This is a genomic window from Winogradskyella litorisediminis, assembly GCF_042675765.1.
GTDB lineage: Bacteria > Bacteroidota > Bacteroidia > Flavobacteriales > Flavobacteriaceae > Winogradskyella > Winogradskyella litorisediminis.
Genome location: NZ_JBHTJL010000009.1, coordinates 1,364,190 through 1,380,127, shown reverse-complemented (window position 1 = coordinate 1,380,127; position 15,938 = coordinate 1,364,190). Strand labels below are relative to the sequence as shown.

Here is a 15,938-nt window from a genome sequence, read left to right as displayed (position 1 = left end):
TACATTTGAATTTATGAAACGTGCACTTTTCCCAGGGTCATTTGACCCAATAACAAATGGACATTACGATATCATTAAACGAGGTATAAAACTCTTTGATGAAGTTGTAGTTTCTATAGGTATCAATGCCGATAAAAAATACATGTTCTCTCTTGAAGAACGTAAAGCGTTTATCGAAAAAGCTTTTGAGAATGACCCAAAAGTAAAAGTCACTACTTATGGAGGTTTAACAGTAGATTATTGTAAGGAAATTAATGCTAAATTTATTCTTCGTGGTTTGAGAAATCCAGCCGATTTTGAATTTGAAAAAGCCATTGCGCATACCAATCGAAAGCTATCTAAAATTGAAACCGTATTTTTATTAACAGCCGCCAAAACCTCTTATATTTCATCGTCTATTGTTCGAGACGTTATAAGAAATAATGGCGACTATACTTTACTTGTTCCTAAGAGTGTAAGAGTTAAATAAGATTATTACGTCGTGCCTTTTGCACAGCTTCTAGCTTATTATGCACCTGGAGTTTGCGGTAAATATTTTCGATGTGCTTACGGATTGTACCTGTAGATAAAATTAAATTATCTGCAATTTTATTGTAACTCAAGCCTTTGCCTAATTGTTCTAAAACATCAATTTCGCGCTTAGTAAGTTTAATTTCTTCTTGTTCTGAAATATTTTCTATTGAACTTGGATTACGCAATAGTTTCAATGTCTTTAAAGCTATTGATGGGTTCATAGCTGCGCCACCATTTAAGGTTTCTACAATTCCAGAGTGTAAGTCACCTGCATTGATTTCTTTCAACAAATAACCATCAGCGCCAGCCTTTATAGCATTAAATATATTTTCGTCATTGTCAAAAACGGTGAGCATAATAATCTTTATTTGAGGATATTTTTGCTTGATGACTTGTGTTGCTTCAATACCATTCATGTTTGGCATTTCAATGTCCATTAAAATAAGGTCGATGTTTGAGTTATCTTTAAGCTTATCAACTATTTCTTGGCCATTTAGACCCGTAAATCGGACCTCTAAATCATCAAAAAATGAGAGCTTTTCTTTAACTGCTGAGATTAAAAAAGAGTTATCATCTGCTATAGCCAATCGCGTTTTCATGATTTTTTATTTATAGTTAAAGAAATTTGAGTACCATTTGCAGGAGCTGACTTTATAGTTAGATTGGCATTAATTTCTTCGGCACGTTTTTTCATATTGTTTAATCCATTGCCTTCTGTGGTCTTTTCGACATCAAAACCATTTCCATTATCTGAAATTTCAAGTTTCAAATTTGAATTTTCTTCAAAAAATTCCACTCTAATTTCAGAGGCCTTAGCGTATTTTAGGCTATTATTAATGGCTTCTTGAATAACGCGATAGATATTCATGCCTTCAACAGATGTAAATGATTTTGAAGTATCAACCGAATTATCAACTGTAAATGAAAACGCAATATCAGCATCTGAAAGATTGGCTTTATCAATAAAATTTGAAATTCTAATTTGTAAATCTTCAAAAGAAATTCTGTCTTTATTCATTGCCCAAATGGTGTCACGAAGCTCGCGAATTGTACTTGAAGCAAAACTACTAATGGTTTCTAATTTGCTGTTCAATTTTTTGTCATCAATATTAAAACCGTACTTAAGATTATCTATTGATGAAATAATAAATGTAAGTTGCGCGCCAATATTATCGTGCAAATCTCTTGAAATCCGAAGACGCTGTTCTTGTAATTTATTTTGAGTTTCAATTTTTACCAAAGCATCTCGAAGTTGGTTTTCCTTCTCGAGTTGCTGGTTTTTAAGACGTTGCTGGTTATAAAACAAATAGCCTAATATTGCTAAAATTAAAGCTAATGCCAAAGCTCCGTAAATTTGATAATTTCGTTTCTGTATAACAACTTCATTCTCAGCAATTTTTGCACGTTGCTCAAGGATTTGGCGTTCTTTCTTTTCGGTTTCATATTTAACTTCAAAATCTGCCATAGATTTTGCCATTTCATTTGAAAATATAGAGTCTTTTAATTGAACATAAAGCTTTTTCTGAGAGCGTGCAATATTATAATTTTGTAAGCGAAAATTAGTTTCGGCACTGTTTAAATAAAAATCTGATACTGAATTTTCTAAACTCGGGTATTGTTTTAATAATTCTAATGCTTTTTTTATATAAATCATGGCCTTTTTTGGCTCGTTACGTCCGTTATATAAATCTGTAATATTATTATAAACTGAAAAAAGTGTTTTATCAGAACCTTCTGTTTTTGGCCGGTTTATAATTTCAAGATATGTTTTTAAAGCTAAATCACTTTTATCTTGAAGGTTGTAAACATTTGCTAAATTTTCTAGCAACCTATAATATTCAAGTAGGTTGTTTTCTGCTTTTGCAAGTGCAACACCTTTCTCGTAGGCTTCTTCTGCTTCGTCAAGTCTATTAATTTCTTTTAGGTTGATTCCTATATTATTATAAGAGGCGATTTGTGCATTTTTCATATTAAATTCTCGTCGAATTTTTAGCGCACGGTCGTGATATTCTAAAGCTTTTTCATTGAGACCCATTTCTTGATAAATCAAGCCAATGTTGTTTAGGGAAGATGCAGAAGATTTTCTATTGCCTTTGGCATCATCCATCTTTAGCGATTCAAAAAAATAATTTAATGCTGTTTGAAAGTCACCTGAATTCCAATTGGCCATTCCTAAATTATTGACGCAGCGAGCAGCCACGTCTTCAAAACCAAAATCTTGACTCAGCTTTAATGCTTTTTTAAAGTACACTTTTGCAGAATCAGATTTTCCAGTAACATCATAATATATACCCTGAGTATTAGTAAGAATTGTAAGTCCGTAATTTTCGTTTTTTTCTTTAGCTATAGCTTTACCTTCATTTATAATTTTTATAGCATTATCTGGATTGCTAAAAATAGATTTAAAAGCGATGGCATTGTATTTAAATAGTTTTGTAGAATCATTCTTAATCTTTTTAGCCTCTTGGTAAAGACTATCTAAATTCTGTGAAACCACTAATAACGGCAAAGTCAACGCTAAAAAAAGCAGTATCTTTTTCATATTGAAATTGTTAGGAATTCTCATAAAAATAAATGAAACTATTGACTTTACCATATCTAATTTTTAAAAGAGATTGAAGCACATCTTCCCCCAAAGATGTGCCCAATCCCAAGTTTAACTAACAAACTAAACTACTTTTTTAAATCGTATGCGTAAATTGTTTTATCGTTGGCTTTGTAGTATAAAATTCCACCAAAACCATCGACTTGATATTCTGGTTTTTTATCTTTTAAAATGATTTGTTTTTCTTCTGCACCTGTATCTTTATTCAGCTTTACAAGTCCAACACCTTCATCTAATTTTGTCAACACAAAACGAGAATCTTTAGTTGCCGAAGTTGCTTTAAAACGTTTTGCCATCTCATTAAATGATGCTGTACCGATGTTTGAAAACATAGTTGCTGCTCTATCCATCTCTGCACCGTAACTGTTATAACGACCTAAAGTATTTCGGTTTGCGCCTGCTCTTGCAGCTGCGCTCATAGCCATGGTTGTTGATGCTACAGCAGTAACACCTGCCAAGATAGCTCCAAAGGCACTTTTTCCTGGCGCACGACGATACTCATGCCAACTTTTGTCTCCTTCCCAATTAAGCATACGCATATTCTGGCTTGAGGTGAGTAAAATTCCGCCATCTCTAATTTCAACACTTGTTGGGTCTTCTTTACCTTCAAAATCAGACTCTGCTAGAATTTCAGATGTACCGTCATTAGCATTTAGGCTTATCAAATTTTCATCTGCAGAAATTAAATATCTATCATTTTTTTCGTCATAAACAGAACTTACAGCACTCGCCTTTTTATATTTCAATGGCTTTTTCCAAACTTGACTTCCTGTCTTTAAATCTACAATATTCGCATCAGAAGATGTTATATATAAAAGACCCTGAGGTGTTTCTGCCATTGTTAAAATATTTGGGCCAGTTTTTAATGGTTTTTTGAAAAGCGTATTTCCATCAAAAGAAATTTTGTTAATTCCGCCTTCTCTAATTCCGAATAAAATACCATCATCCATCACATAAAAATGCTGAACGTATCCTTTTGTTTTTGGAGCTTTTTTCCATAAATCTTCGCCATCAGCACGATTTAACATGTAAATATTAGATTGTGCTTTTGCTTGACCTATGGCACTCAAGCCCTTTTTCCCTTGGTCTGCAACGTTGCTAACTACAGCGATTCCTTGTGGTAAAATTTGAAAGTTAGACACCTTTCCTTTAACCTTGCGCTCATCATCCCAGGCAGGTTGTCCATTGGCATTGATTCTGTAAATTTTTTCGTTTTGCAAATTAGCTGAAGCTGCAAAAGCATAGATTTCTTGCTCGGTTTCATCAGTTATCATCCAATTGATGTTTTTCACTTTATTTTCCCAAAGCGTTTTTCCGTCTTTAGATTTGGCTAAAATTCCTTGGCTAGTTGGGATTAGCAATTTGTCTTTCAGCAGTAGTGGCGTTCCTGTCACGGCAAAATATTTCATCGTAACTTTTCCAGGTTCAACTAGGTAAAAAGAATAGTCGAGTTCTCCAGTTCCCAAATCGTAAACAGCAACTTTTGGAGTGACTGAACCGCCTTTTTTATCACCGCCTTTTTGCAAACCACTTACCACTAATTTGTTTTGAGGAATCATAGCGTCGCAAGATGTTACACTTTTCCAACCTTTTGACTCTGTAGTAAACAGTACTTTACCTGAGACATAATCTATTACTGCTTTTTTAGAGGTTACATTAGCAAAACCTGTTTGTCCAACGATAACGTATGGTGAATCAGGAACATAGGTCAATTCTTCTGGTTTTACACGACCGTAATCTGTAAAATTGAAAAGCAGTTCGTTCTGTCCTGGTTTTACACCAACTAAACCATCATTTGTAGCAACAACCATTGTACCTGCTGGTGTAATACGCATCTCGTTAATTTTTGCGCCTAAATCGTATTGAAAATCTGGAGTTTCAGCACGTTGTGCAACAGCATTATTTGTAAATGCAAAAAGCATAAATGCTATTAATGCTATAGGTTTTTGAAGTGAATTTTTCATTATTGAATGGTTTAAAATTAATAACATCACAAATTTGAAAAATAGACAGTTACAACACCATACGATAAATTACGTATAAGTTTTAAATTTATTCTGAAAACAATATCAGTTGCTTGCGTATAATTGGCTTATCAACCTTTCCATCGTACAATTTATCAACGAGATAATCCAAAACTCTGGAATTTTCTCTAATAGCAACCAGAAGAAAATCGACAACAAAACGAAATAGAATCAGTAATATGGCGGCAAAAACTGGCGCGCTTGAAAGCATCATAAAAAAACTACCAATTATAACTACAAATTGTTGAATGAAAATACGTAGATAAGGTTTAAACATCACTTCGTTTGCTGTAAATTGATGGAATTTTTCAGTTTTTAAAAAGTCGAAATAAAACTTCAGCAATTGACTAACAGTTAAAACTAACAGCATTAACAACATGCCTTCTAATTGAAGTAGTGCATTAAAATTATCTATTAAGTTAAAAGGCTCTTTAATAAAACCATTGCCTGAAATTGAAAAAATCGCAAAGAGAAATATAGATTGAATGGCTACAAAGCCACCATAATGAACCACAAAAAATGGGATTAAAAACCAAATGCTATCGTTTTTCTCAATGTCTTCACTATACGTATTTCTACATAAATACATTTTGAAGATATTGAATACACCAATAATTATAGTCTCTAAAAAATAACCAAATAATACAGCGTGCGCTTCAATTTTATCAACTGCTACCAAAAAGATGATAAACAGCAAATTGACCCAAGCGTAACTATTAATTTTGTTTGGTATAAAAATACTTTTAAGCATTATATAAAATTACACAATGGCCTAAATTTTTAACTACGTAAAATGTCGTAGATTTTACGGTATTAACTCAAATTGAGTTGGCGCAATAACATTTAAAGTTACAGAATCACCTGAATCCACAAGCTCTACAACATTTTCTCCAGTAACAAAATTAACTGGTATAGTTTTTATTCCAATTTCGGTAAATGTTACACTAGATGTATTACCGTTAACTGTATAGCTTACTACAACAGGTTCTATTAGCTGCACACTATTTTGAGTTGAAATGGTAATTTCTACTAAATAATTTTCATTTGGATTTATACAACTTCCAACACCAACATTAAACCCGTCTTGAGCTAATACTCTTAGATTTGTAACATTAATTACTGGTTGTTCAGGTGCATCATCATCTCCAGAACATCCTAAAACAACAAACAAAACAAATATTAAAACGACTTTTTTTATCCTAAAATTTTTAAAATTTTTCATAGCTTCTAATTTGTTCTTAGATTAACTTCTATATTTTTTACAATACTCCCAATTCTTACTTGATAGATATTTGCTTCTAACCCATTAAAAAGAACTTGACCATTTGCAAAGAATTGTGATGAGACCAACGTATTATTAAAAAGCAGTTCTACTGGTACTGTGAAACTTTCAGTCGTTTCTATACGTATTGCACCGTTTTCGTAACAAGTTGCATCTTTTCTAAAATATTGCAGGTCTGTATCTACTCTATTGACTATAATTGTCCAATCCTTTAAAACCGAGTTATCTTCGGAACGAACACGATACGTAATAGTATTTGTAAAATTTTGGTTTGTACTTCCTGAAATCTGTTCGATTGTTCCTAAAAACAATTGAGAACCTACTGAGGTTGTAAAAACCGGAGTTAGTGCAGTTACATCTTGACTCTGGTCGACTGCAATAGTAATAACACCATCTGATAATACATTGTCAATGGCTATGACGCCATCAAATTCAAAAGTTAAAATATCAGCAGAATTACTTAAAACTGGGTCTGAAACACTTACTGCCTGAAATACGTCACCCATATGAGAATTAATTTGAAATATTTCTGTTGTGGTAATGTCTCTAACATTATCATTTTGAGAGTCATAAACTTTAAAGCTCAAAGTCTCGCCATTAGTGTTAGAGAACGCAGTTAAGTATGCAAGGTATCTATCTACACTTGAAACGTATACGAGATTTGTAACACCTCTAATTTCAGTACCAACAAATACAGCAAGTTCATCATTAGTACTAGATAGTTCCGTACCGTCAATATTTAAAAAAGCTACAAAAGTCATCGTATGCTCATAGTTATTTTCATTTACAGTCCAGTTTGGATTTTGGGCTTGAAGACACAAGCTCATTGATATAAATAGAACTATGATGCTATACTTCATACTATTTCTTTTTAAGATAGATTCTATATAGATTTTCATATGTTATTTTTTTATGATTTTTTCAGTAAAAATTTGGTTATTCATTCTCATTTTTAAAAAGTAAACTCCAGCCTGAATATCTGTATCAATAGTGTAAGTATTGGTACCTTCACCTATTTCAATTTGCGTACTGTAAACCAACTGATTTGTAATACTAAATAATTGTACACTAATTGTTTGACTATTTTGACTATTAACTAAAAGCTGCAATTGCTTTTCTAAAGGGTTAGGATAAGCTATGATTGTATTTTCTAAAAGATTTAATACAACTGGGTCAGCAACTTTACCTAAAACGTTATTTCCTCTAAAACTAAAGTTACCATCGGTAGGTTTAATGATAGAACCATTACCAACATAAAAACGCAAATCTTCGATAATATCACCGTAAATAGTAATAAAACTTAACAGATTATTATTTACGCTTTGAGTTGTACTTTTTCCTTTTAAATTTCCATCATCGTCAAACACATAGAGTGTATTATAACCATTAGGAAGTTTTACAACCGCATTCATATTTTGAGCATATAAAGTATAGTCTTCTAGTGTTTGCTCTGAATTATCAGATTCTAGTTCTGCAATATCTAAGGTTCTTTGGGCTAAACGAGATGACAAAGCATTTGGATAATTAAAAAGTTGTGCATTTGCAGCTTTAATCATATATCCTTTTCCTGCTTCTAACGTTGCTAAAGAACCGCTCCATCCATTTAAGGGGTCGAAAATTGCAAAATTACCTTGAGATTTTATTACATCTCCGTCTTGAGCATTAAATAGCGCTAATGCTTCACTTACTGAATTATTTATACTAAATGGATAAGGTAACCAATTCCAATTTTCTTCAATATTAAATTCAAAATCTAATGTATTTATTGGATGACCTTGTACGATAAACTGTTGACTACTAGCCGTAAACATCTTATACATTTTGTTTGAAGATATACCACCATTTGCACTCAATGAACCCGACCAACCAATTGCTGCAATGTTATCTGCAGGGTAATAATAAGTATCTACCAAAGATGGAGAATGACTTAAAATACGGTCCGAAGTTGCTAAATTCATCCCTTGTGTCAGTATATTAAGGCTTCCAAAATTTGCATCATTAACATTAAACGACAACCATGTAAATCCTTGATTGAGTTGAATTTCTTGAAGTACATTACCTGTGTTTTCAAAAAGTGCAGGATTTGTAAACGTACCTATAACGTCATTATCTAAAAACTCAATTGTGTTTTGAGAATCGATAGTTACTAATTTAATCTGGCCAGAAGATGCGTCCCAAACTCTAAAACTAATTACATCTCCCACAGCCTCGTTACTATAGATGGTTAGAAAAGCAAAATATTCTTGACGTGCCTCATCAAACTCTAATTGTGCGCTTCCTCTAACCTCGCCTTGCTGAAATGCTCCGACGATGTCATATTCATCTGCCGAAAACTGACCATCAATTAAAACACGCCCAACAATATTCATACTAAATTCAAAATCGTTTGGATTTACATTCCAATCCGGTGCGGGTGATAGCACCTTTAAATCTATCTGAATCTTTTGATTGAAATTGAAATCGGTTTCTAAGAAAAGGTCTTGGGCATAATCTCCAGGAGATAAGCTATTATCTATACTTGCCGTTAAAACAATCGTAGAGTTAGGTTGCAAAACACCTGAAGTTTCAGAAACATCTAACCAACTTGGAATATTAGTAATAGCGTATGGTTGATTATTACCACCACGATTAACAAGAGTAATATCAAAAGATACATCTTCCTCGGATTCTTTAACAATTTCAACATTATTGTTATTAAAGCCATTAGCAAACCAATCAACATCGTTCTTATCTATAAACGCTGTCCATGTTATTGGTGAAAGCTGAACATTATTAAACTCATCAAACATTCGATGAACCGTTATGTCTAAAATTTGTCCTTCAACCGACGCCAAATCTGTAATAACAGGCTCTATAATCATTTCGTCTCCATTTATTACTCTATTAACTTGGAAACTTACAACGTCTCTCTGAGGCTTTATTGGTGGAACATTATCTGAATAATTTACTAAGCCTGTGTTAAGTAATGAAACACTTGATATTACCGTATTGTTTGTAAACGCATGGAAATATCTTGGTCCATTTCCCGTTGGCATGTCTGGCTCGTTCATTGGAGCATAAAGGAGTAAGCCAGTGCTTTCAAAATCGACTTCATTATATCGGTCTCGGGAAATCTGTTCTACATTTCTTAAAGTATTCCAAAAACGTAATTCGTCAATTTGACCTGTAAATTGATTGTCTGTAGATATATTGCCAACAGAATCTGTAAAACCTCTTGCTCCAATAAATATTCGATTACCAGAAAAACCACTAATTGGTATCGATGGGTTTGAGCTTACTTGAGCGCCATCAACGTAAGTTGACAATGCTCCATTTCTATTTAGTAAAATAGCTACATGATGCCAAGTGTCGTCTGCAATAGATTCAGTTGTTAATTGGTAATCGGTACCTTCATTTGCTAATTCTAAAACCCCCGAACTTGTCAAATTTACAGACCATTTATTGGCAAATCCATTAGATTGGATGGTATCATCTCCATTTCCTCTACCGTTTGAAAAAATTGTGCCCGATTGACCTGCCGACGTGTTTACCCAAAAGGATAATGTCGCATCCATATCGTCAGTTAATTGCACAAAACCAACATTGTCTAACTCCTGATATTGACCCGCAGCAAACTCATAAGATTGCGATTTTGGTTTTATGTCCCAACCTGTATTTACTTGCATAGTTTTAAAACGTGCTAAATCTCTTGCTGTATTTCCACGACCTTCGTCCATTGGCCAATAGCCAATTAAACCGTTTTCATTGCCTTGGTATTGCGTATAGATATTTGCAAATGCTTCTGCTAAAGACAGGTGTGTTTCCCAAAGTCTGATATCATGGATGTTACCTTCAAAATTATTTCCGCCAATTATTATATCGTTACTATTAGATATCAATAATTCTGGTACATTATTTATAACAGCCAATTCCGTATCATCTTGATAAATAGATAATTTATTGAGTTCTTCACTATATGTTAATGTATAATGATGAAATAAATCATCAACAAAAATCCCAGCTGTTACAGTTTCACCGCCTAATGTAAACGACATTACATTGTTATCGACATTGACTTGCAATCCTGTATTTTGAGTGAAAACAGTTGCATTTGCACCTGTACTTTGATTGTTCATCCAGAATTCTATTGCAAAATCGCCATTAGCAATATCTGGTTGCTCAATAATTGCTGTATTTGATGGCGCGCCAAATAGCAAAGACACATCGTTATTGATTGGTAATTGATTAGTGCGTCCTTTAATCTCAATTAAACTTACAGCCGAGTTATAAAAAATATCTTCATTAAAACTTACTTTTAAATCTTCACCAACAGATAAAACGCCATCTGTTGGAGTTGGTGTATTAAAGCGTCTAGGTGCTGTTAAATCAACTGTTCCACTAATTACATCAGATGTAAAATCTGTATTGTTTGTACATGAAGTCCTAGCTCTGATTTCATAATTACCATCAGCTAATCCGAGAGCAGCAATATCAAATGAATAAAATAAATTAGGCGCATCAATAAGACTTATTTCAGTTTCATTATTAGTTATTGCATTATCAAAAAATGCTTGGGTCGTATAATATGTTTGAAGCCTTGTCCAAGTTGGTGATGACGCCAATCTGTATTCTAACTCAATTTTCTCAAAACTATTAAAAGCTAGATTAAATTCTGAAAGCTGAATTTGCAAAGCATTTGTACTACCATCTAAATTAAAAGCTGTATTTCGATTATACACAAAATTATCTAGAGGTGCGTTAACTTTTACAGAAGAACACGCCGGAACAAACTCTGCACTAATTAAAACGTCATCAAATATGTTATCCGAGTCACAAAGCGATTGTAATATTATTCTAATATTTTCGTAAACATTTACATCTGAAATAGATTTTCCTAGGGTTAAAGAGTAATTAACCTGCTCACCAAAAGGGACGTTGACTAAAGTTCCGTTTTGTTCTATATTTATTATAGCATTATTTGGATTTGAGGTATTGTCTACAATTAATAAATATGTAGCGTCATCTCCAGTTACACTATTGTTTTCTAAAATAAGCTCAAACTCTGCGTTTTGAGATTCTGGAATATTAGCAACAGATGCAACCTCAACACTTATTAAAGGAATTTCGATCTGTTGCGTTGCTGCACTTAAAGGAATTTGTTCATTAGCTGATAAAGGTTGAATATCTGTAGCATCTGGATTAAAAGTCGAAGGGTTATAAAAATTGGTTAACTCTGCGCCTTCGTAAGGACATGAAGTTCTTCCTCCAATTGTTGCAAAAACAGGTCCATTACCATCAAAAAGATTAACAACATTAACACTCAATAAATTATTTGGATCATTATCACTTAATGTATAAGATATATTTGTAGTGGAAGTATGTTCTTCTTCTATTTCGCTTTCTAAAGATGTATTTTTGGCACCACCTTTTGAAAAAGTAACACCAACATCATTGGTTTCTACTCCAAATTGTAAAGACCATTCAGATTCTACTTCAAGTTGAAAAGATTCTGAAGTTGTATTTACAACTGATGTCTCTACACTTCTTGAAATTTCTCCTACTCCTGCATCAAAAGAAATGTTATCTGAGTAGTTATTTTGAATTAAGCTCCTTAAAAAATTAGCATCATCAATTTTAGAACCATATAAAAGCTCAAGACCTAAAGCTGTAACTTCATCAATAATTGTGTTTGTTTGAAGTAAAGTCAATGCAGCTTCTAAAGAATCGATGTAGTTTTGCATACCCTGATCTATCTCAGCACCCAAAGCTTCTGTTTGGGTAAATGCTCTAAATTTATCTAGCTCATTTTTAAGAATTGTTCTTCTCCATAAATTAATTTGTTGTACGTAAAAATTTCTAGATTGAACACCGTCCTGATTTGGTGTAATCTGTCCAGAATCTATCTGCTGAATTAAAAACTGAAGGTTAGGAATTATATTTTCAATAATTTCAAATTGTGAAAACACAAAGAATGTAGATGTTGGTTCTTCATTAAAATACATTGCTTTTTGCCTACTGATGTATATAGACTCATTTTCGCTATTGATTAATTGTTCAAACACTGTATTTGTTGGCTGTTCATTTGAAGCTTCTATATTATCGTAAGAGCCATAAAAATAATTTACGGAGTGACCGATATACAAATCACCATCCGAGCCAACAAAATCTGGGTCACTGCTAGTAGATATCGATTGAGAAAAAGTATAACTTTTTTGTACACCCTTTCCATCACTTGATGATGTCGATGCAGAAATTCCAGATTCTCCTTCGTTTGTGTTTTCTACTTCTACGACTGGCCCAGCAAGTCCACCTCCAGTTGTAAATGTAGCTCCAATGGAAACTTCTGTCCCTGCCTGAAAACTACTTCCTGTAGATAAAGCACTTGAAACTGCGTAAGAAATAGACTGACCACTCTCAATGGTTGCACTACTTCCAGAACCAGGTGGATCTCTTAAAATAATATCAGGTATATCTGGCGCCGCAGTAGTAAAGGTTTGGCTTCCGTCACTTGCTCCACCAAGTATTATTCCTTCTGATTCGTAATTTTCAGCTTGAAAGTCATTTCCATTTACTCGATACAAGAGATTGATTGTTTGAGTAAAAGGACTAGAAATCCTAGGCAAGCCAGCCTTAAAAGTATATATAATTTTACTCTGATCATTAGCATCAACTGAAATAGATTCTGAATCTTCGAGAGCTAAATTATTTGTTACTAATAATTCTCCATCAGTTATTGGAACCAAATCTTCTTCAGCAGGAGATACATCGAAGTTTTCGTAACGCTCAAGCCTAGTAAGATTAATATTATAAGTTTGGAATTGAGTGTAGATATTAGTGTTTATTCCTGTTGTAGATATTAGCTCTGGATTGTTTGAGTCACCAACATTTATAAATCCATCAGATTGTTGACTTTCGACTATCAATATTGGGGTTGATCTATACGTAAAACTTCTTTCGTATTGATATGGTTCATCAGTTAATACTTGACCGTTACCTAGAGTAATTTCAGGAATAATAGAATCTGGAATTTCTAAGAGGTTTATAGTTTCATTACTGTCTAAAATTGATATTGACGTATTATTCGTAATATTTAAACCTGAAGTTTGGTCAATTGTGTATTGTAATGGTAAAGCCTCAACGCGATACTCACCAGAGTCTTGGTTTGTACTAAACGAAAATTCTGTGTTTGGAGTAACTGTTGAGCCCAAAGGACTATAACCTAAAGTTAGATTAGCTACACCGATATTATTCTTAGAACTTATGGTTTCATTTTGAGTAATACCATTTGCATCAACATAAGATGTTTCAAAGAGTCCATCTGCTCCGAAACCAATTTCTTTTTGAGATTCTACACTACCACCTACAACACGACCAACTAAAGTTACTTTGGTATCATCTATAAAAGTAACTACTTCGTTACGGTCCTCAAAAAATTCATCTAAAGAGCCACTGTCAGCAGGAAAACGTCCATTAAATGTGAACTCGTGTCCCATTAATTCAACCGTAATAAAATGATTACCTATAGGTACTTGCACATCAAAGAAACCTTCAGCATCTGTTACTACAGGGATATTGTTTTCATCCAAAACAATTTCGCCATCAATAAAAATGTTTACATTAGGAGACGCTATTCTTGCATAACTTTCTAAATAATCATCTGAAATATCACCAGGCGTATCATTGTCGTTATACCAATATTCACCTTTCTGATATTTATCTGTTCCTTTTTGATAAAAATTATAACCCTCATCAATGATTCCTGGTTGGCTTACATATTCAGTACCATCAGCAAGGCCAGTAAAATTTGGTTCTGTAGCTCCAACTAGTGTATTTGTTTCAACAAAGGAAGGAAAAACACCTCTAGAATCGTATAACACACGACCTTTGAAACTAAACGATGAAATGTCCGTAAAGTTTACAGAATTTACAACCTCACTACCTTGACCCAAAAAGACAAGCTGTTGGTTTGGTTCAAATTGGTGTACTCCTAAAATTGGAGTTATCGTAAACGACTCGCCTGTTCCTGAATAGGGAATAGCAGTAATTTCGTAATTACCGTTGGCATCTGTAACACCTAAAACACCTAACTGACTGTCTGTTGGTATATTATCTGCATTAGTTTCCCAAGTAATACGGTTTGGGTCTGAAAACTCATCAAATAAACGTCCATGGTTATTGTTGTAGTTAAAACCACTACGAGATAAATCATAAGCAAACTGACCAACGCGTTCATTGGCTCTTAAATAAGTGATTAAACTAGAGTTATTACCACTAATAAAGCGTCTGTAATCAATTCTAATATCATCTGGCTCTACTGCTCTATCCCAAATACGTATTTCATCTACAAAACTATCTTTATTACCTCCTACAAAGAAATTTTGCCAGTTTGTTGGATTTCCGCCTATACTTAATTCAATAGTATTCGTTGGCTCTTCAACCGTGAATGTAGGGTTTAAAGCTGGCTCGTAAGTTGCTATAGAATCTGGATAAGCTGCTCCGATGAAACGTCCATTTACGTACAATTCTGGGATTTCACCATCTCTAATTACTACTGAAAAATGAACAAAATTAGAATTGAAATCGCTAATAGGCACTACTAAATCATTTCCTAGTGCATCTAATTCTCCTGAAGGATAATAATTATTGAGCGTGTAAATAGCGCCTCCAATATTTACATTTAATTTTGAAGTGTTATCCGTAACACTAATGTCAATAGGAATATTTGATGTAAAGCTTTGGTTGACTATATTAAACAAGCGAATTGGAGCATCGCCATTTGTAAATGCTTGTTGCGGTTTAAGATAAGCTTGAAGCGTTGTAGCAGTGGTCACCACTTTCGATGTATTCTCTATGCTTAAACTATTATCAAATGGGATGGCCAATGAACTGCCTGGATTAACAACATTTCCTTGAGCTTCTGCTTTAAGAATCACATCCTGTACAGGATTACCACCTTCAAAATTAACGCTACCAGTTACAATTGCTGTTGGGCTACGGTAACCGATACCAGTTATAAAGTTTGCAAATTTTTTCTCATCAGGCGAAATTCCATCGGCCAAAATTTTGTATTCGTATAAAACGCCACCTTCAATAAACTCGTCTTCGTAAGTCGTTGTTGTAGGTGATGTATTTGCTATCTGTATAAAACTGTTGCTATTATCTTCGGTATATTCTCTTCTAAATATTCTGATGTTGGTAATTATACTCTGATTAGCTTCAACTAACCAGCTTACCAATATCTTATTACCAAAATACCCTTTAGAAACATCAAAACTTAAAGGAGAAAACGTATTTGGTATAAATAAAACATCCCATGGATATCTAATGTCAACAGGATTATTAACACGACCCGATTGACCATCTATAACTCCTAAGTAAGGCACACCTACTTGTAGGGTTAGATTGTTATTTTGCACGGCTTCTGATACAGTGACCGTCGCAGGAGTTGGCTCCTGATTAGTGTCTTGTGCCAAAGAAATTTGGGTACACAAAACTATACTTAGAATAGCTATATAAATTTTCATAACTATTCTTT

General features: G+C 33.6%; 8 protein-coding genes. 1 reads left to right on the top strand and 7 read right to left on the bottom strand.

The features are described 5' to 3' along the window. The first annotated feature begins 13 nt into the window (after nucleotides 1-13). The gene (gene coaD, locus ACFQ1Q_RS08510) at nucleotides 14-469 is read left to right on the top strand and encodes a pantetheine-phosphate adenylyltransferase (RefSeq protein ID WP_386129914.1); all 456 of its coding nucleotides are present in this window, start codon (nucleotides 14-16) and stop codon (nucleotides 467-469) included. Here the strand turns inward: coaD and ACFQ1Q_RS08505 are convergent. The 7 genes from ACFQ1Q_RS08505 to ACFQ1Q_RS08475 form a co-directional block, all read right to left on the bottom strand. Next, nucleotides 462-1,112 (bottom strand): response regulator transcription factor, encoded by a 651-nt coding sequence (locus ACFQ1Q_RS08505; RefSeq protein ID WP_386129912.1) that lies wholly within the window; start codon nucleotides 1,110-1,112, stop codon nucleotides 462-464. The two genes, coaD and ACFQ1Q_RS08505, sit on opposite strands and share 8 nt — an antisense overlap. Continuing rightward, nucleotides 1,109-3,055: a tetratricopeptide repeat-containing sensor histidine kinase gene (locus tag ACFQ1Q_RS08500; RefSeq protein WP_386129910.1), complete on the bottom strand. Its 1,947-nt coding sequence runs from the start codon at nucleotides 3,053-3,055 to the stop codon at nucleotides 1,109-1,111. The genes ACFQ1Q_RS08505 and ACFQ1Q_RS08500 overlap by 4 nt, the downstream gene beginning before the upstream one ends. A 131-nt stretch (nucleotides 3,056-3,186) precedes the next feature. Next, nucleotides 3,187-5,082, bottom strand: a complete 1,896-nt coding sequence (locus tag ACFQ1Q_RS08495; RefSeq protein ID WP_386129908.1) for an outer membrane protein assembly factor BamB family protein — start codon at nucleotides 5,080-5,082, stop codon at nucleotides 3,187-3,189. An 88-nt stretch (nucleotides 5,083-5,170) separates the two neighbouring features. Next, a complete protein-coding gene (locus ACFQ1Q_RS08490) occupies nucleotides 5,171-5,893 on the bottom strand; it encodes a DUF6498-containing protein (RefSeq protein WP_386129906.1) in 723 nt (240 codons plus the stop codon). Nucleotides 5,894-5,947: 54 nt separating this feature from the next. Continuing rightward, nucleotides 5,948-6,364 carry a hypothetical protein gene (locus ACFQ1Q_RS08485; RefSeq protein WP_386129904.1) on the bottom strand — a complete coding sequence of 139 codons (417 nt, stop codon included), beginning with the start codon at nucleotides 6,362-6,364 and terminating at the stop codon, nucleotides 5,948-5,950. Nucleotides 6,365-6,369: 5 nt separating this feature from the next. Beyond that, nucleotides 6,370-7,323: a hypothetical protein gene (locus tag ACFQ1Q_RS08480; protein ID WP_386129902.1), complete on the bottom strand. Its 954-nt coding sequence runs from the start codon at nucleotides 7,321-7,323 to the stop codon at nucleotides 6,370-6,372. A 3-nt stretch (nucleotides 7,324-7,326) separates the two neighbouring features. Then, complete coding sequence (locus tag ACFQ1Q_RS08475; protein ID WP_386129900.1) at nucleotides 7,327-15,927, bottom strand: LamG-like jellyroll fold domain-containing protein; 8,601 nt, start codon at nucleotides 15,925-15,927, stop codon at nucleotides 7,327-7,329. Nucleotides 15,928-15,938: the final 11 nt, after the last annotated feature.